The organism is Paraglaciecola sp., assembly GCF_051252315.1.
Classification (GTDB): Bacteria; Pseudomonadota; Gammaproteobacteria; order Enterobacterales; family Alteromonadaceae; genus Paraglaciecola.
The window spans coordinates 1-18,621 of the sequence record NZ_JBPOFP010000092.1; the positions used below are offsets into that span (position 1 = coordinate 1).

The window sequence follows — 18,621 nt, forward strand, 5'->3', positions numbered from 1 at the left end:
AATCTAACTAGCTGAAATAAATCAATTAAATTCAAAATGGTGTGTTTTGTTAGTTTATTTTAAAAAAAAGTTAAAAATAAATTAAAGATGCTGAAGACGATGTCGATAACATTAGTTGAGGGGCAATCTGTATGATTGTTTTTATTCTAAATCTGAGTAGAGGTACTCGGTTTTTGAAATTTTGAGGTAATGCTAAGGGGAGGCCCGAAGCATTTAAATTGAGGCAAACTTACTGTTATTAAGTCTTTAAATGGCAAACAGTGGGTTTTCAGGAGGTTTTATGGGGTTATTTGTAAATACAAATGTGTCTTCTTTGAATGCTCAGCGCCAGCTGTCTGGTTCAGGTCAAGCACTTAGTACATCATTTGAACGTTTGTCTTCAGGTTTTAGAATCAACCGAGCTGCTGATGATGCGGCTGGTCTTCAAATCTCAGACCGTTTAACGACTCAGGTTCAAGGTTTAAACCAAGCCGTTCGAAATGCAAACGATGCTATCTCTTTAGCACAAACAGCTGAAGGTGCGTTAGGTGAGGTAACTAACTCGTTACAGCGTATTCGTACTCTAGCGGTTCAATCGCAAAATGGTATCAACTCTTCTGCTGACAGAACGTCTTTGCAGAAAGAGGTGACAGCACTTAAAAATGAAATTAGTCGTATTGCTTCAGATACGCAGTTTGCTGATTTGGACATACTTAAAGGTGATTTTTCTGCGAAGTTCCTAGTGGGCGCAAACGGTGGACAAACCATTAGTGTGAATATTTCGCGCTCAGGTGGTTACGGTGCATCGGGTTTATCATTAGCGGATACAACTGTTGCGACTACGGCAGGAGCTTCTGCTGCTTTAACTGCTGTAACGGACGCAATTTCAACAATTGGTAGTGCTAGAGCTGATTTGGGTGCGCTTCAAAACCGTTTCCAATCAACTATTCGTAACTTAACCAATATTTCGGAAAACGTATCAGGCGCACGTTCACGTATCAGAGATACAGACTTTGCAACTGAAACAGCTGAATTAACACGAAATCAAATCGTTCAGCAGGCTTCGTTATCAGTATTAAGTCAAGCAAACCAAAGACCACAGTCGGCTTTATCGTTGCTTGGGTAATCATTTGATTAAGTAAAAAATCGAATGAAAAGATGGTAAGTGGCCGGCTACGAAAGTAGTTGGCCATTTGCGGTTATGTAAGAGGTGATTTATGAAAATTGATTCTCAAAGTGTTGGCCAAGATTTTGCTTCTACGGGAGTAGATAATGAGTTAGCCCAACAAAAAGTGGCTAAGACAGTTGTTGAAACTGAAAAGTCAGAACAATTGTCTAAAGGATTATCTGCGTCAGCCGAAATAGAACAAAGAGATGTTGGAAAAGTTTCTCCTGAACAAATTGATACCGCGGTATCTGAAATCAGTGAGTTTGTGCAGTCCACTAACAGGCAGCTCAATTTTTCGATTGACGAAGATAGCAAAAAGCAAATTGTGAAAGTCACTGATACTGAGTCAGGAGAGGTGATCAGACAAATTCCTTCTGAAGAAATTTTACAATTATCAGATAGGTTAAGAGATTTACATACAGATGTAGGTGCTGCCGTAGGTTTATTATTTAATAAACAAGCCTAGTTGCTAATGTAAACTAATATTATTGTATGTGTAAAAATTAAGGCTTTGGTCTTTATTATTGGTATTCGAGGTGGTTTATGTCAATTCAGTCATTAGGTGTAGGTTCAGGCTTAGACTTAGAAGGTTTAGTAGGGCAGCTGTTAGAAGCTGAACGTAAACCTAAAACTGATCGTCTTGATAAGCGAGAAGAAGAAGTCGAAGCCGAAATTTCTGGTTTAGGTCAACTTAAGTCTAAGTTGGATGATTTTCAAGAAACCTTGGATGACTTGAGAACGGAAGCTAACCTTAAAGGTCGTGAACCTACCATTGATAATCCAACCGAAGGAATTGAGCCTTTTACTGCCGAAGCTTCCAATAGTGCGGTTGAAGCGGATTATCAAATTGCTGTAACTCAACTTGCTAGCGGTAGTCGCATTCAAACAGCTGATGCAGTTGACGGCGGTTTTTCAGATACCAGTGACTCTATTTTATCCACGGGTTCAGGATCTTTAACCTTTAAAGCGCCGGAAGAAGATGGTGGAGGCGGCACTGATTCTTTTACTATTAGTATTACCGATACTATGAGTCTGCAAGATCTAAGTTCGGCAATAAACGCTAACAGTGATAACTTCGGTGTGACATCTAGTATCGTTTCAACAGGTACCGCCGATGGTGGGGTAAAGCTTGTATTTACCTCTGACAGGACTGGCGATGGTAATGATTTAGTTATCGTTAATGACAGTGATATTGCTGAATTAGATAGATTGTCGACTGTAAGATCTGACGAAGTAACTACAACAGCAGACAATTTATCCCCAGTTGTCCCTGCCCAAAATGCAAAAGCCACTATCGACGGAATTGATGTGGAAAGTTCGACTAACGAATTTGAAAATGTTATCGAAAATGTTGAATTTAATGTGACTGAATTGTCTGAGCTAGAAGCCGATGGTGTTACCTTCAGAACGTCAAAACTCAGTATAGGTTTTGACAATGAAGGTGTGGAAAAAACCATTCGTGATTTCGTCGACAACTTCAATAATCTCAATGCAGAAATAAAACGTTTAACAAAATACGGTGATTCAGATTTAGAAGATGATGGAGCTTTTGCCGGTGATTCAATGATCCGAGGTATCCAGTCAGGCCTGAATAGCATTATGTTTTCAGCGGTTAATTCTTCGGAGTTAGGTGGTTTATTCCAGCTCGGAATAGAATTTAACGAAGACGGTGATTTAGAAATTGGCTCTTACGATAAATTTGGATTTGGTAGTGGTGAAGACCGATTAAAAGAAGCATTAACTGATAGTTTTGACGAAATAGCAACATTATTTACCGATGAAACGGATGGCGTTGCCGTTAATTTATATGATTTTGTTGAGCAGTATACGTCTTATAGCGGGTTAATTAAATCTCGTGAAAATGCAGCAAAAGATGTTAAAGATCAATTGCTTGATGACAGAGAGCAATTAGAACTTAGGTTGATGAATACTGAACAAATTTTAAGAGATAAATATTTAAACTTAGATCTAACAGTGTCTAAATTGAACCAAACAGGATCTGCATTGTTTGCAGCCCTTGGTTCTGCATAACTCATTTTGTATTCGAGATTTTGACGGAGAAGTAATATGGCCTTAAAAGGTATCAACGCTTATAAAAAGGGCAATATAAAACAAGATATATCTCAAGCTGACCCGCATAGACTTACACTTTTGTTAATGCAGGGAGCCTTGGACAAGTTAGCCTATACCAAAGGGTGTATCGAGCGAAAAGATTTTGCCGGAAAATCTGATAACTTGTCTCGTGCTTCAGCAATTTTAATGAATTTGAGAGACACTTTAGATTTAGACGTTGAAGGTGAAGTGGCTGGCAATTTATTTGATTTATACGAATACATGTTGCAACGCTTAATCGATGCAAATGTACAGAATAGCTTGAAGATTATTGATGAAGTGATTAGTCTACTTTCACCGATTAAAACGGCTTGGTTACAAATACCGGAGTCGGCTAAACAAGAGGCTTACGAAATGCAGAGGCAGAAACGTCAAGCAGCCGTTTGAAAAACTTAGTATTAGACCATTCTTTTACCCCTTCTTCTTTAAAGAAAATAAATCAGGATCTTTTGGCGCTATTTGCCAAGGAAGATCCTGAAGAATCCGAATTTCTACAATTAGCTACAAAGCGCGATGAATGTATTCAAGAATACTTGAGTGAAATTGATGATGAAATCAAACAAGATTTTGTTAAAGCCGAAATTGAAGTAAATGGCCTGTTAGTTGCAGGTGCTAATGAATTATTTAAAGCGTCATTAAATCAACTATCAGGTTTAGTCCGGGGCCGAAAAGCGGTTGAGAAGTATAAATAATTGATTTATTTATTAAAAATAAACCTGTTACTATGCGCTTATTACATTCTGTAGCAACGAATAACTGAGGTTGGTTATGTTCAATAATAAATCAATTCTAATAACAGGTGGAACAGGGTCTTTTGGTAAACGTTTTACAGCGTATTTACTTAAACATTTCTCACCAAAGAAAGTGATTATCTATTCACGTGACGAACTAAAACAGTTTGAAATGCAACAAGACTATGATGCATCTTGTATGCGTTATTTTATTGGAGATGTTCGAGATAAAGAACGGTTAAAATCCGCCATGCGTGAGGTTGATTATGTGGTCCATGCTGCTGCGTTAAAACAAGTACCTGCTGCTGAATATAACCCTAATGAATGTATTAAAACCAATATTAATGGTGCGCAAAATGTCATTGAAGCAGCCATTCATGCCAATGTCAGTCGTGTAATAGCGCTGTCTACAGACAAAGCTGCGAACCCCGTTAACTTGTATGGTGCGACTAAACTTGCTTCTGATAAATTATTTGTAGCGGCTAACAATATTGCCGGTGCCAAAGGCCCTAGATATGCGGTAGTGCGTTATGGAAACGTAGTGGGTTCCAGAGGGTCAGTAGTGCCGTTTTATCATAAGTTGTTAGAACAAGGCACTAAAGTTTTGCCTGTGACTCATGAAGAAATGACGCGATTTTGGATCACCTTAGATGAGGGAGTTGAATTTGTTGTTCAAAACTTTCAACGTATGCAAGGTGGTGAAATATTTGTCCCTAAAATACCGTCCATTAGGATTGTTGATTTAGTTGAGTCTGTAAGTGGCACACGAGAATATGAACTTGTGGGCATTCGGCCTGGTGAAAAACTCCACGAAGTCATGGTGCCTGAAGAGATGGCCCACCATTCTTTAGAGTTCGACGACCATTATGTGATAACCCCCGCTATTAAGTTTTTTGATAAAAATATTAATTACAAAAAGAATAAGTTGGGTGAGCTTGGAAAAGAAGTAGCAGATAAATTTGAATACCATTCTGGTACTAATCCACACTTTTTAACTGTCGATGAGTTACAAAAACTCGATAAAGAAACTTTGTAGCAGAATACAGTTATGCTTCCTTATGGTAAACATTCAGTTGATCAAAGTGATATTGATGCCGTTGTTGATGTATTACGCAATCAGTTTTTAACTCAGGGAGCTGTGGTTCCTCAGTTTGAACAAGCCCTTTGTGATTATACAAAAAGTAAATTTTCGATTGCGGTAAATAGTGGCACCTCAGGGTTACATATAGCCTGTTTAGCGGCAGGAATTGGTAAAGGCGATATCGTTTGGACTGTACCGAACTCCTTTGTTGCATCAGCAAATTGTGCTTTATATTGTGGTGGGAACATTGATTTTGTTGATATTGACAGAGTGACTCGAAATATTGATGTGTCAAAGTTAGAACAAAAACTAGAATCTGCTAATAAACAAAATAACCTTCCTAAAGCTTTGATAGTGGTACATTTTTCTGGTTTAAGTTGTGACATGTTAAATATTCGAGCATTAACCGAAAAGTTTGGTGTGTTATTGATTGAAGATGCAGCCCACGCTTTAGGCGGGAGTTATCAAAATTCTAAAATTGGTAGCTGCGAATATTCAGATATGACAGTGTTAAGTTTCCATCCTGTAAAATCGATTACTTCCGCAGAAGGTGGGGCTGTGCTTACCAATAGCCAAGAGTTACATAGCCAATTAGTTTTGTATTCTAAACATGGGGTAACCCGAGATCCAAACCTTATGTCAGGGGAAAGTCATGGTCCTTGGTACTATCAACAGATTGAGCTTGGCTATAATTATAGAATGAGTGATATACACGCGGCATTAGGTTTATCACAACTACAAAAAATAGATAATTTTATACAGAAACGTCGGGCGTTAGCGTCCAATTATCAACATGAGTTGGCGGGATTGCCTATTGATTTGCCACTAGAGTCGGGGCTAGATGATAGTGCGTGGCATTTGTATATGATTGAATTGAAACAACATTCTCGTAAAGATATTTTTGAAAAATTTCATGCCCAAAAAATTGGTGTAAATGTGCATTATATTCCTATTCATTTACAACCTTATTATCAAAAATTGGGTTTTAAACTGGGGGATTTTCCTGTGGCCGAACAGTTTTATGAAAATGCCCTTACGCTGCCTTTATTCCCTGATATGACATCAGCAGAACAAAAAAAAGTAGTAGATGTTTTACATGAAATTTTACATGGGGAAGTACAGTGAATTTGGCAGTAATTCCTGCCAGAGGCGGAAGTAAAAGAATTCCAGGTAAAAATATTAAAATATTTGCCGGCAAACCCCTCATCGCTTATTCAATTCAAGCGGCAATCGATAGTGGAGAGTTTGAAAAAGTATTAGTTTCCACAGACAGTGAGGAAGTGGCTGATATAGCTCGTAATTATGGCGCTGAAGTACCTTTTTTACGACCTGAAAATTTATCCAATGATTTTGTCGGTACTACGCCAGTAACCAGGCATGCCATTGAATATTGCAAAGAAAACTTCTTTGAGCCTGATTACTGTTGTTGTATTTATGCAACTGCGCCTTTTTTGACGGCAAGTTCGATTAAACAAGGAATTGATTACCTCAGGCAAGATCCTGCCAAAAAGTTTGCGTTTTCTGTGACTAGTTTTCCTTTTCCTATTCAACGAGCATTAAAAACATCTAGCGATGGAATTGTTCCTATGTACCCAGAATACATTGGAAAACGTTCACAAGATCTAGAAGAGGCATTTCATGATGCTGGCCAATTTTATTGGGGCAAAGCAGATGCGTACCTGCAAGGTGGTAGAATGTTTGCTCCCCATAGTGTTCCAGTCGTTTTACCTCGTCACTTAGTGCAAGATATTGATACACCAGAAGACTGGCAAAGAGCTGAACTCATGTATAAAGCCTATGTTAGAGAAAGTAACAATAAAGAAAATGCCGATATAGAAAATAATAACAAGGGAAGTAATGAATAACATGATTGCCGACAATAATAACGAAAAAGATAAAGTGTTAATTATTCGGATGTTAACTTCAGCCGAGGTATGCGCCATTGGTTTACCTGCGGTACGTTATTTCCAGCAACAATTACCAGGATCAGAAATACATTTTTTGACATTTGGTGAGGTGGCACAAGTCATTAGTGCGGCTGAACCCAACATACATGTACATACCTTGAGTGCCGACCAGTGGCCTGATGATTTCTTCCAGGCTATGGAGTCCTTTTTAGGTTTGGCTGAAGATATAGTGAAAGATGAATATTCTCAAATTATCAATTTAGACACGTCTTTCATGCCATGCTTTTTAGGACGTTTCTTAAAAGATGCGGGTGAGCCTGTAAGTGGTAACTATTTGGGCATGTCCATACAAAGTTTACTAGAAAAGGTGCAACAGCAAACTTTAGAAGCTGAGTACGTCAATATTACCAGTGCTTATTTAGATAGTTCATTTAGAGGCATGTATAAATGGGTTACACCTTGGTGGGAATCTCCGAGATTACCAGATGGAGGGTATCCAGAGTTTTACCTTAATCAATGTTGTGATTTGAATATTGCTGAATTACAGCAAAACATCCAAGTTATAGCGGATAAACGACTGTCGCAAAAAGCAAAATCCACTAAAGTCATAGGGTTATGTTTGGATAACTCAGAAGATGGTTGCCAATATCCGTACACCAATGAATTAAAAAAATTATTGCAGCAACAAGGATACGAAATATGGTTAATCTCAGAAGCTAATAATCAACCAAAAACTATTCTTAAAATGATGGCGGCTAGTGATTTAGTGGTGTGTAAAGCGAATGGTGATAGGTGGTACGCACAAGCGGTAGATGTGCCTGTTATGTTAATTACCGGCTCAAGTGAACCTGCTACTTTAATGCCTGACTTTGCTACTGAACAGGTTTCTCCCTGCGCAAAACATACCGTTCAATATTCTGAAATGTTAACCGAAGCACTAGAATGTAACTGTGATAAGCCAGAAGATTTAACTGAAAGTATTGTATCAATTTTTGAGCATTTAGAAGAAGAAAACGCCAATGGCTAATACTGGTGATATTTCTATTGGTGGAAGGTTAGTGGGTTCTGAGCACCCTCCTTTTATTATTGCCGAATTAAGTGGTAACCATAATCAAGATTTAAACTTAGCCATAGCAATGGTCGATGCGGCAGCAAAAGCTGGGGCTCATGCCATTAAGTTGCAAACTTTCACTGCAGATAGTATGACTTTAGATGTGCATACGCCTGATTTTGTGATCCAAGAAAAAGATAGTCTTTGGTTTGGTGAAACCTTACATGCTTTATATAAAAAAGCAGCGACGCCTTATGAGTGGCATAAGGTTTTATTTGAACGAGCTAAATCTTTGGGAATGCTGGCGTTAAGTTCTCCTTTTGACGAATCAGCCGTTGATTTCTTAGATGATATAGAGGTACCTTGTTTTAAGATTGCATCATTTGAATTAACCGACTTACCTTTAATTAAAAAGGCAGCTTCAAAGAATAAACCGTTGATCATGTCTACAGGCATGGCAAGCTTAAGCGAAATAGAACAAGCGGTGAATACCGCAAAAAATGCAGGGTGCAAGGATATTATTCTGCTCAAATGTACTAGCACATACCCAGCTGAACCTACCAACACTAATTTGATGACTATCCCTAATATGCAACAGGCTTTTGATTGTCAGGTGGGGTTATCTGATCATACTGCTGGCGTGGGAGTATCAATTGCGGCAGTCGCCATAGGTGCTACCGTTATTGAAAAACACTTTGTACTTGATAGAGGTGCCGGAGGCGTTGACGCTGCTTTTTCACTGGAGCCAGATGAGCTTCAATCTTTGGTATTAGAATCCCAAAGAGCCCATCAAGCCTTAGGACAAGTCAAATATGGCGGTTCAATCAGTGAAGAGAAGTCTAAACAATATCGCCGTTCAATTTATGTTAGTGAAGATATACCTGCGGGACAAAAAATCACTTCTAAGAACATACAAATTGTACGTCCCGCATTTGGTCTAGCGCCAAAAAACTGGGATTCAGTGCAAGGAAAAGTGGCTAAACAAGCACTAGTCAAAGGCACTCCGCTTGATTGGTCCATGATCGAGTGACATATCTTGAGTAATACATGATGCGTGTTGTTTTTCGAGTTGAAGGTGAACCAAGTATCGGCCTTGGCCATATAATGCGCTGTTTAGCATTAGCACAACAACTCGTAAGCGAAGGACATCAAGTCATTTTTATTATGTCATCTGCTTCACAATTGTATTGTGAGAAACGCTCCGACTGGGTTGGAGAAGTGATACCTCTACCTCCTCAACTCAAGATGGATAATCAGCAGGAAGCCCAATGGTTAAATTCACAATGTGTCGAGTTAGCTGCCAATTGGATAATTCTTGATGGATACCAGTTTGATCACAATTATCGAAAAGCCTTAGTATCCGAGAATTATCAATTTGCTGTATTTGACGACATCAATGACTCAGGTTTATTACATTGCCAAATAGTGATTAACGGGGCTGCTAATGCATCACAACTTAATTATGCCGAAACCGCACCAGATGCAATATTAGCCATAGGTAAAGATTTTCAAGTATTGAGGCAAGAGTTTTTGTTTAATACAGTCAATAATTGGTCTCAACGTCAGCACCTCACTTTAATGTTTGGTGGAAGTGACCCCAAGAACATGACGATTACTGTGTTACAAAGCCTAGCTAAACTTGGCTCTATTGCCTCTTTTGCTACTGACATTCCGATTGTAGTGATTACCGGGGCCGCATTTTCTAGACTAGCAGAGTTAGACTGTTTTATTAATACTACTCACCTTAACGTTAAACACATTCATGACTGTCAAGATATGGCCGATATTTTAAAGAGCAGTCGATTGGCGTTATCTGCGGCTGGTGGCAGTCAATTTGAGTTGTTGGCTTGCAATACGCCATCAATTTTAGTTGTGGTTGCTGAAAACCAAACTTTGGCTAGTCAACATGCTGCTACTCAAGGCTGGTGTCAGGTTATCAATGGTCAAAACGTAAAGCCAAAATTGTTAGCTGAACTCTTAGCAAACCAATGTGTTCAATTGTGGCAACAGCCCGAGTTACTGCACTCTATGCATCAACAGGCCGTTGGATTACCGGTACAAAATGGTGCTAAAAATATTGTTAGTTTGATGTCTGATAACTTAGCTAGTGGTGGATTATTATGAGTTACATTGGTATACCACAACATGAGTTTAAGCAACTTAGTGAGAACGAATTAAAACTTGTTTGGCAATGGCGTAATAGTCCTAGGATCCAGAATAATATGCACAATAATTCTGCCGTTTCATGGGAAGACCATTGTGCTTGGTTTAAAAAGTTACAGGGTGATCCAAACCGTATTTTTTTTGTTTTGTGGCAAAATCAACGACCTATAGGCGTGCTCAATTTTTCAGAGCTAAATACTGAGGCACCAGAGTGGGGCTGTTATTTGGGGGAAACCAATGTGTGGCCTGGCAGTGGTATAATTATTGAAGTTGCTGCTTTAGATTTTGCGGCAAGAGTTGGGTTTTGTGATGACCCTAAATCCAAATATAAAAGCAAGCCTTTTAGTCATTTGTTAGCACAAGTTTTATCATTTAATGATGCCGCTAATAAAATGCATAAAATATTTGAGTATGAACAAGTTAGCATAGAAAAAGGTTCTGAACGAGACGGCCAACCCTTTGATATATTACACTACAGTTATGACCTAAATCAGTGGCAGGACAATCGCCCTAAAGTACTGGCGAAGTTACCCCAAAATATTAAATTAGCTGCCGATCAGATTCAATTTTTAGAAAAGGAAACCTTTTGAATATAGAACAACAAATAAAACTGGCTATGCAGCAAGTGGCTGAATTAGGTGATTGTCAATTAGTAGAGCCTATTAAAGCCAATACTTTGTTATTAGAGTGTGGTCTAGATTCATTGGGTTATGCGATGTTAGTGGCTCAATTAGAAGAAGAGTTAGGTTTTGATCCTTTCACTGAGTTAGCTATTGATACCTATCCAAGCACGTTTGCCGAGTTTGTGAATATTTATCAAGAATGCGCTAATAGTCAAAAATAAGATTATGATAAGTCTGCAACAACAGCTTGAGTCATTGCCTGTTATGGGGCAGCTAGTGTTAGCTGACAAAACAGTGCCTGTTGCACAACTTCTAAAGGATGCTGCTGAATTACGCTCGCAGAATTCTCATTTAGCTCAACAAAAAGTGGCTTTAATTTATACTGATTTATCTTCTTTTATCACCTGTTTAATTGCCTTTGATGCTTGGTGTAAAAAGATTTATTTATGCCCATCACATGAGTTAATACCTGAAGTTGATGGTTTAGTTATTTGGCCTAAGGGTAATCTCGGAGCATCTAGTGCCACTAATTTAGATTCTAACCTAGATGTTAAAGCACAAGTTAAATCGTCTAAAACACAAGTCCAGACTCAAACTGATTGGTACATGGCAACGTCGGGTACAACTGGTGAGCCAAAATGGTTTTCTCATAAGTTTGCATCTTTGACTTCCAGTATTAAGCATAGTAAAAATCTGCAGAGTTTAACTTGGGCTTTAATGTATCAAGCCTATAGGTTTGCTGGCCTACAAGTGGTTTTACAGGCATTGTTAAGTGGCGCAGATCTGGTACAAGCCACCAATGAAGATCCTATTGCTCAAGTCGCAATAATGCAAAAACACAAGGTTACGGCTATTTCTGCTACACCTAGTTTGTGGCGTCAATTGTTAATGACCAATAAGCTAAACCAGTTATCTTTGCGTAATATCACCCTAGGTGGTGAGATAGTTGATCAAACCTTGCTTGATCAATTACATAAAATTTTTTCCGGAGCAAAGATACGTCATATTTATGCTTCTACTGAAGCCGGTATGGGATTTGTTGTGACAGACGGACAAGCTGGTTTTCCTCTAGTTTGGTTAGATGATTGCTCTGGATTACCCGTAGAGTTAAAAGTGTCAAATGCCGACCACTTGATGGTGAAACCGTCACAAATGCCGATTAAGTCACCGAGTGTCACTATTGACTCTCAGGGATACATGGATACCCAAGACAAAGTGCAAATCGTTAATGGCAGAGTCATGTTTTTAGGAAGGGCATCAGGCACTATCAATGTGGGGGGCAACAAAGTCCATCCTGAGAAGGTGGAACAAGTATTGTTGCAATGTAGTGATATCAATCAAGCAAGAGTCTATGGCAAAAAAAGCGCCTTGATGGGAGAGTTGGTAGTTGCAGATGTTCGCCTATCCAATGAAAAGCTAGGATTAAAGCCGCAAAACATTAAGCTTGAAGCACTAAAGTTGTGTAAAAAGCTATTGCAACGTTTTGAAATACCTACCAAAATTAACATAGTAGATGAAATAGCTTACGATCCAAGTGGAAAACTAAATAGGAAATTAAATTGAAAGTGAAACGGGAAGTTGCATGACTGATAATTTGATTGTCACAGGTGCTAGTAAGGGATTAGGTTTGGCTATTTGTGTACAAGCTGCAGAACAGGGGTATGGCGTGATTGCCTTGGCTCGTACGTGCTCTGCTGAGTTAAAAAGCTTACAACAATCCTATCCTGACTTGGTGCACTTTCATGCAGTTGATCTGGTTGACTTAGATAATATATCCGTACTTTGTAAAAAACTGATTAAACAACATGGCCGTCCTTACGCACTGATTAACAATGCTGCCGCTGGACATGACGGTGTACTGGCAACTATGCCAAACTCGGCCATCGAACATTTAATGCTGTTAAATATTCAGTCCCCAATAATGCTAAGCAAGTATTTGGTTCGTTCAATGATGCTAAATCGCAGAGGACGTATCATTAACATATCGTCAATCATTGCTAAAACAGGCTTTAACGGTTTAAGTGTTTATGCAGCAAGTAAAGCGGCTTTAGAAGGCTTTAGTAAATCACTGGCACGAGAGGTAGGTAAAGCCGGTATTACCGTGAATTGTGTTGCGCCTGGATACATGCAAACTGACATGACAAACAGCTTACAAGGTGAAAAGCTCGATAGCATTAAGAGACGTAGTCCTCTTGGCAAGCTCGCCACAGTAAATGACGCCGCTGCTATGGTCATGTATTTATTAAGTGAACCTGCATCAGCTATTACAGGTTCAGTCATGACGGTAGATGCGGGTAGTACTGCCTAATCATTTTCATTTGCCAGTTTGAATTCAATTTATATTCATATAGTTGCTTAATTAACTCCATTAGTGGCTCGTATATTGTATTGGATTGCAATAATGTCGAAATTTTGGCTTTGAATCCAAAGTGAATGGTAAACATAAAGCCATGAATTAAAGCTGATAACAAATCAGTCGATAGTAAAGATGGATAGAAATGTTCCTTCTGAATAGGTAAGATTTCTTCTTTAAGAACAACGCACTAGCTAGCTAAGCGAATTTACATAATTAAGTGTTATGTTGATGGGTCAAGATGTAGCAGTATTTGATGGATAACAAAGAATTATGACCAAAACAGTATATGTAGGAATGAGCGCTGATTTAGTTCACCCAGGCCACTTAAATATAATTAAAAAAGCCGCTGAATTAGGCGAAGTGACCATAGGGTTATTAACCGATCAGGCTATTGCAAGTTACAAACGTGTGCCTTTTATGACGTTTGAGCAAAGATTGCAAGTGATTGAAAATATTAAAGGTGTAGCGAAAGTTGTGCCTCAAACCACCTTAGATTATGTGCCGAATTTAACACAATATAAGCCTGACTTTGTTGTGCATGGAGATGATTGGCAGCAAGGTGTGCAACAAAATGTGCGTCAAAGTGTGATTGACTGTTTAGCTTTATGGAATGGTAAGTTAGTCGAAGTGCCATACACTCAGGGAATTTCCTCCACAGCAATACATAAAGCCATGAAAGAAATTGGTACAACGCCACAAATTCGATTGAAATCCCTGAAGCGTTTATTGTCTGCAAAACCTCTGTTACGTTTTCTGGATCTACATAATGCCTTGTCTGGACTCATTATCGAAAATACTCGAGTTGAATCGGCTAATGGAGTGCAGGAATTTGACGGTATGTGGGGCAGTAGTCTTACGGACTCGACTGCAAAAGGAAAACCAGATATCGAAGCGGTCGATGTATCTTCGCGAATGAATACGTTAAATGAAGTATTAGAAGTGACCACAAAACCGATTATTTACGATGGCGATACGGGCGGTAAAACAGAACATTTTGTTTTTACGGTTAAAACCTTAGAACGTTTAGGCGTTTCTGCGGTGATCATTGAAGATAAAACTGGCCTTAAAAAGAATTCTTTGTTTGGTACTGATGTGGCACAAACCCAAGACAGTATTGAAAGTTTTAGTGCAAAAATTAAGGCTGGAAAATTAGCCCAAGCTACAGATGACTTTATGATCATTGCCAGAATAGAAAGTTTAATATTAGGCCAAGGCATTGAACATGCTTTAGAGCGAGCAAAAGCATTTTTGGTGGCGGGTGCTGATGGCATAATGATCCACAGCAGAGAAAAAACGCCTGACGAAATATTTGAATTTTGTGATCGATATGCAGATTTCGAAAATAAAAAGACCCTGGTGGTAGTGCCCTCTAGTTATAACAGTGTGTATGAATCTGAGTTGGCCGCTAAAGGCGTTAATGTGGTGATTTATGCCAACCAATTATTGCGCAGTGCCTACCCAGCTATGGTGAATACAGCTACTTCTATTTTAGAAAATGGTCGTTCAGCAGAAGTTGATAGCCAAATGATGCCAATTAAACAAATATTAGAATTAATACCCGGCGGTAAATGATGATTTCACCCGCTGAGTTTTGCACCGTTTTAGAAAAGTTTGGGATTGATTTTTATTCTGGGGTGCCTGATTCTTTGCTGAAGAACCTTTGTGCTCACATTGATACAACGTACTCAGCACAGCAGCATATTATTACAGCCAATGAAGGAAATGCAGTGGCTTTAGCTATGGGCCGTTATATGGCTAATAGTGTGCCTACTTGTGTCTACATGCAAAATTCAGGTTTAGGCAATACTATTAATCCATTAACTTCTTTGGCTGATCCTAAAGTTTATAGCATTCCCATGTTATTGGTGATTGGGTGGCGCGGAGAGCCGGGTGTAAAAGATGAACCGCAACACGTAAAACAAGGAGCGATAACCGAGAAGCAGCTGGATATTTTAGATATTCCATATGTTGTGATTAATAGTGAAACGAATATAGAGAAGTTAGCTCTACCATTGTTAAATACTATGGTTACCCAAAGCCGCCCCGTGGCCATTTTAGTTAAGAAAAATACCTTTTCAGAAATCAATAGTACTCGCCCAGATAAGCAAGCTCATAATTCAAAAAAACAATTGCCACGAGAGCAAGCTTTATCGGTATTGCTCGACATATTTTCAGAAGATGATGTTGTGGTGTCGACCACAGGAAAAACGTCCAGAGAAGTATTTGAGTTAAGAAAAAGCCGTGGCCAATCCGCCTCTGACTTTTTAACTGTTGGTGGAATGGGGCATACGTCTTCGATTGCTATGGGAGTGGCCTTAGGTGCACCTAATAAACGTGTAATCGCCATAGACGGAGACGGTTCCATGTTGATGCATATGGGAGCCTTACCCATTATTGGCTGTCATAACATCTGTAATTTAGTACACATTGTTTTAAACAATGAATGTCATGAATCTGTTGGGGGGCAGCCAACTGTTGCCGGAAAGATTAAAATAGCGGATATTGCCTTAGCTAGTGGATACACTAAATATTTTTCCGCATCGACTACTACTGAGATTACCAGTCAGTGGTCAACTCTTAGTGAACAAACGGGGCCAATTTTGTTAGAGATTAAAATTGCTAAAGGCGCTCGTAAAGATTTAGGCCGGCCAACCAGTAGCCCAATTGAAAATAAAAAAGCTTTTATGCAGCATCTAGGCAGTATATAGGTGGCGGTTTGTTTAAGTGATTACCCACATGTTAACGTCATTCAGAGTGAAGATTACTTGGCTGATACCCAATCACTTTTACAAGATGGAAAAGTTTTATTGGTGACCAGTAAAGGGTTTAGCCAAAAAGGTATAATTGACCGGTTTAAACAATTGTTAGGTGACCAAAGGTTAGTGGTGTTTGATTCGGTTAAGCCAAACCCTGATAAGGCTTTTCTAATTGCTAGTTATGCAGATATTAATAAACAAAACATCAAAAATGTTATTGCCTTGGGCGGAGGAAGTGTTCTAGATAGCGCTAAAGTGTTCAGTGCTATGTTAGGTTATCCTAATATTTTTTTAGATAAGCTTTTTCAACGTAAAGATTTGGTTTGTAAAACTAATCTGATTTGCATACCCACTACAGCAGGCACTGGGGCAGAAGTGACCCCTTTTGCAACGGTCTGGGATACTCAGTTAAAAATCAAACATTCACTATATGGTATAAAAGCCAGCTCGGCGATCCTTGACCCAAGTTTAACACTCACCCTGCCTTATATTCAGACCCTATATCCAGCCTTAGATACCTTATCTCACGGCTTGGAATCTTTGTGGAATAAAGCCAGTAACGAAGAAACTGAAAAATGGGCCAAGCAGGCAATTGAAGACGTGTGTGAATATTTACCTCTAGCCCTATCTTCTCCTTTAGATTCAATAGCTCGAGCCAAATTGGCATCAGCTTCAACTTGTGCTGGAATAGCAATATCTGAAACAAAAACTGCTCTGGCTCATGCTTTATCTTACCCGCTCACCTTACACTATGGTGTACCTCATGGGCTGGCTTGTAGTGTGAGCTTAATCGCTATTATTGAAAGGTTTGGTGCGGCAGAATTAAACTTAACTAGCCATCTTGCCGATAGAGTATGTGAGCTTTGTAAATTATTGAAAATTAATCTCATGTTAGAAGAGTATGTTGATTGGCAAACCTTAATTCAGGAATTTGACACTGCAATTGATCCCAGTCGAGCGGGAAATTTTATTCATGAAGTTGATGCTAGGCTAGTCTCAGACTTGTTGTTAAGAAGCCAGCAGATTGCTACAGGAACAACACATTGAAAATAAAGACTCTATTGTTTGGTGCTGGCCCAGGGGCTTGCCAATATATTGAAAACAATACTCCGATAAGGGAGTTTATTGGGTTTTTAGACAATGACACACAGAAACACGGGCACATATATGAAGGTTTGCCAATATACTCGCCTGACAAAATACATAGTTTAGATTTTGAAGAAGTAGTGATAACCACTCAATGGGCGATTGAAGTCCAAAAACAATTGTTAGAAAAGTTAAAAGTAGCGCCTACCAAAGTTATCTTGCCAAATAAAAATCAATTAAAAAAGGTGACGCCATTCTTGCATTCTGGATCGATTAGTCTGGCTCGAAATATTGTCAAAACTTTGAATGAATTGGCAGTGAACAACAAGACCCCCTTAGTAGTAGATTTTGGAACTTTGTTAGGCATAGTTCGCGATGCTGACATAATTGAGTGGGATGATGACGTAGATTTAGCGGTTCCAGAGGAATATGCAACTGAAACAGAAAGTTTATTAAAAATCTTTGTTCAGTTAAATTTGGATGGCTTAAATTGGCGGTTAGAAAAGGTTGCCGACAAGCAAAATAATTTAGTGGGATTTTTATTAAAGTTCTCTGATCCTAAGAGTGATTTAGTTCCGTTTACCACCTCTATTTGTTTGAGAAAGTGCCTAGATGGGAACTCATTACACATGCCTAGTTTAGGCATGTGGTTTGCTCCTCAAAAACACTTTGATAAAGTTCAGCAAATTGAATGGCACGGGCAAAGTATCCAAGTTCCAAGTGAATATGAAGAATATCTCACTTTTCAGTATGGAGATTGGAAAGTGCCCAAAAAAGATATTCAACTCAGTGATTATGCTAATTTGAATGAAATTTCTTTTGATGATGTTAAAAAGGCATCTATGACAAGTACTCTTGTGTCGGGTAACGAATAATGAAGGAATCTTTTACTGAAGGTTACTTAGATGATGCTGTTGGTAACGTCGCTCTGATTGGTGCCGGGGAAGCCGCGAAGGTATTTATTCAATGGAGTAAATGTTCTCAGTTTGATGTTTTTACCACAACAGGGGGCGGTGAATTTCAAGGAAAGGAAATTGCTTCAATATCAGAGTTATCTCACCTTGCTCAATACGATCATATTGTAATCGCTAGTCAATTTGTTGATGAAATTGTTGATGAATGGTTAAAAGTTAAAAAGCCAACTGGTAGTTTGTATTGGTTCGATTTCATGTATCTTCGCATGGCAAATGTCGAGTCGATGTCATATAACAAAGAAGAAAAAAAATCATTATATGTGCTTTATGATTTGGAGGTGTTACCTGCCACATTTGATATAGCTACTTTTTTAGTGAGAGCTGAACTTAGAAGAAAGGAACTTGCTCTGGATGATCTTGTGTTGGTGGTCATAGGGGGAAATTTTGGGGGGCTTAGTGCTAGGGCATATTTGAATCATGGTGCGACTCAAGGGGAGTGGAGAGTACATCATGTTTTACTGCCCATTGCACAAATGTTATCTAGTTGTAGTGGAGTTGCTTATTTTTCTAACAAAAGGCAAGCGAACAAGTTAGTCAATAACGAATTTACATTCCCTGAAGATTCTAGTAATCGAGCTGATTTTTATCTTTATGCCTTGGCTCCCTTACAGATGGAGTTCGAGCAAGGTAATGA

The 18,621-nt window shown here is 38.9% G+C and carries 20 protein-coding genes; all 20 read left to right on the top strand.

The genetic code is table 11. The annotated features are described in order from the left end of the window. Positions 1–280 precede the first annotated feature (280 nt). Positions 281–1,105, top strand: coding sequence for a flagellin (locus tag ACSHXM_RS15990; RefSeq protein WP_435690270.1), 825 nt, complete (start codon positions 281–283; stop codon positions 1,103–1,105). A 91-nt stretch (positions 1,106–1,196) separates the two neighbouring features. Then, a complete protein-coding gene (locus ACSHXM_RS15995; protein WP_435690272.1) occupies positions 1,197–1,613 on the top strand; it encodes a flagellar protein FlaG in 417 nt (138 codons plus the stop codon). A 77-nt stretch (positions 1,614–1,690) separates the two neighbouring features. Next, positions 1,691–3,178: a flagellar filament capping protein FliD gene (gene fliD, locus ACSHXM_RS16000; RefSeq protein WP_435690274.1), complete on the top strand. Its 1,488-nt coding sequence runs from the start codon at positions 1,691–1,693 to the stop codon at positions 3,176–3,178. Positions 3,179–3,214: 36 nt separating this feature from the next. Then, positions 3,215–3,646: a flagellar export chaperone FliS gene (gene fliS / locus ACSHXM_RS16005; RefSeq protein WP_435690276.1), complete on the top strand. Its 432-nt coding sequence runs from the start codon at positions 3,215–3,217 to the stop codon at positions 3,644–3,646. Further along, entirely contained in the window at positions 3,643–3,951 is a 309-nt protein-coding gene (locus ACSHXM_RS16010; protein WP_435690278.1) for a hypothetical protein, read from the top strand. Before fliS ends, ACSHXM_RS16010 begins: the two co-directional genes overlap by 4 nt. A 76-nt stretch (positions 3,952–4,027) precedes the next feature. Then, on the top strand, positions 4,028–5,026 hold the full coding sequence (gene pseB / locus ACSHXM_RS16015) for a UDP-N-acetylglucosamine 4,6-dehydratase (inverting) (RefSeq protein ID WP_435690281.1): 999 nt from the start codon (positions 4,028–4,030) through the stop codon (positions 5,024–5,026). 12 nt (positions 5,027–5,038) lie between these two features. Beyond that, complete coding sequence (gene pseC / locus ACSHXM_RS16020; RefSeq protein WP_435690283.1) at positions 5,039–6,196, top strand: UDP-4-amino-4,6-dideoxy-N-acetyl-beta-L-altrosamine transaminase; 1,158 nt, start codon at positions 5,039–5,041, stop codon at positions 6,194–6,196. Continuing rightward, positions 6,193–6,936, top strand: a complete 744-nt coding sequence (gene pseF, locus ACSHXM_RS16025; RefSeq protein WP_435690285.1) for a pseudaminic acid cytidylyltransferase — start codon at positions 6,193–6,195, stop codon at positions 6,934–6,936. The genes pseC and pseF overlap by 4 nt, the downstream gene beginning before the upstream one ends. Next, positions 6,929–8,005 (top strand): glycosyltransferase family 9 protein, encoded by a 1,077-nt coding sequence (locus tag ACSHXM_RS16030; RefSeq protein ID WP_435690287.1) that lies wholly within the window; start codon positions 6,929–6,931, stop codon positions 8,003–8,005. The genes pseF and ACSHXM_RS16030 overlap by 8 nt, the downstream gene beginning before the upstream one ends. After that, entirely contained in the window at positions 7,998–9,059 is a 1,062-nt protein-coding gene (gene pseI / locus ACSHXM_RS16035) for a pseudaminic acid synthase (protein WP_435690289.1), read from the top strand. Before ACSHXM_RS16030 ends, pseI begins: the two co-directional genes overlap by 8 nt. A gap of 17 nt (positions 9,060–9,076) precedes the next feature. Then, a complete protein-coding gene (gene pseG, locus ACSHXM_RS16040) occupies positions 9,077–10,153 on the top strand; it encodes a UDP-2,4-diacetamido-2,4,6-trideoxy-beta-L-altropyranose hydrolase (protein ID WP_435690291.1) in 1,077 nt (358 codons plus the stop codon). Further along, positions 10,150–10,782 carry a UDP-4-amino-4,6-dideoxy-N-acetyl-beta-L-altrosamine N-acetyltransferase gene (pseH, locus tag ACSHXM_RS16045; RefSeq protein ID WP_435690293.1) on the top strand — a complete coding sequence of 211 codons (633 nt, stop codon included), beginning with the start codon at positions 10,150–10,152 and terminating at the stop codon, positions 10,780–10,782. The genes pseG and pseH overlap by 4 nt, the downstream gene beginning before the upstream one ends. Further along, entirely contained in the window at positions 10,779–11,036 is a 258-nt protein-coding gene (locus ACSHXM_RS16050) for an acyl carrier protein (protein ID WP_435690296.1), read from the top strand. The genes pseH and ACSHXM_RS16050 overlap by 4 nt, the downstream gene beginning before the upstream one ends. Positions 11,037–11,040: 4 nt before the next feature. After that, the gene (locus ACSHXM_RS16055) at positions 11,041–12,378 is read left to right on the top strand and encodes an AMP-binding protein (RefSeq protein WP_435690298.1); all 1,338 of its coding nucleotides are present in this window, start codon (positions 11,041–11,043) and stop codon (positions 12,376–12,378) included. Between the two features lie 19 nt (positions 12,379–12,397). Beyond that, positions 12,398–13,123, top strand: coding sequence for an SDR family NAD(P)-dependent oxidoreductase (locus ACSHXM_RS16060; RefSeq protein WP_435690300.1), 726 nt, complete (start codon positions 12,398–12,400; stop codon positions 13,121–13,123). Between the two features lie 318 nt (positions 13,124–13,441). Then, complete coding sequence (gene aepX / locus ACSHXM_RS16065; protein WP_435690302.1) at positions 13,442–14,743, top strand: phosphoenolpyruvate mutase; 1,302 nt, start codon at positions 13,442–13,444, stop codon at positions 14,741–14,743. After that, a complete protein-coding gene (gene aepY / locus ACSHXM_RS16070; RefSeq protein ID WP_435690305.1) occupies positions 14,740–15,879 on the top strand; it encodes a phosphonopyruvate decarboxylase in 1,140 nt (379 codons plus the stop codon). Before aepX ends, aepY begins: the two co-directional genes overlap by 4 nt. Beyond that, entirely contained in the window at positions 15,880–16,974 is a 1,095-nt protein-coding gene (locus tag ACSHXM_RS16075; protein ID WP_435690307.1) for a phosphonoacetaldehyde reductase, read from the top strand. It abuts the gene before it with no gap. Then, complete coding sequence (locus ACSHXM_RS16080) at positions 16,971–17,888, top strand: LicD family protein (RefSeq protein WP_435690309.1); 918 nt, start codon at positions 16,971–16,973, stop codon at positions 17,886–17,888. The genes ACSHXM_RS16075 and ACSHXM_RS16080 overlap by 4 nt, the downstream gene beginning before the upstream one ends. Beyond that, positions 17,888–18,621: hypothetical protein (locus ACSHXM_RS16085; protein WP_435690311.1), on the top strand; the 734-nt coding region annotated here is incomplete at its 3' end. The genes ACSHXM_RS16080 and ACSHXM_RS16085, both read left to right, overlap by 1 nt.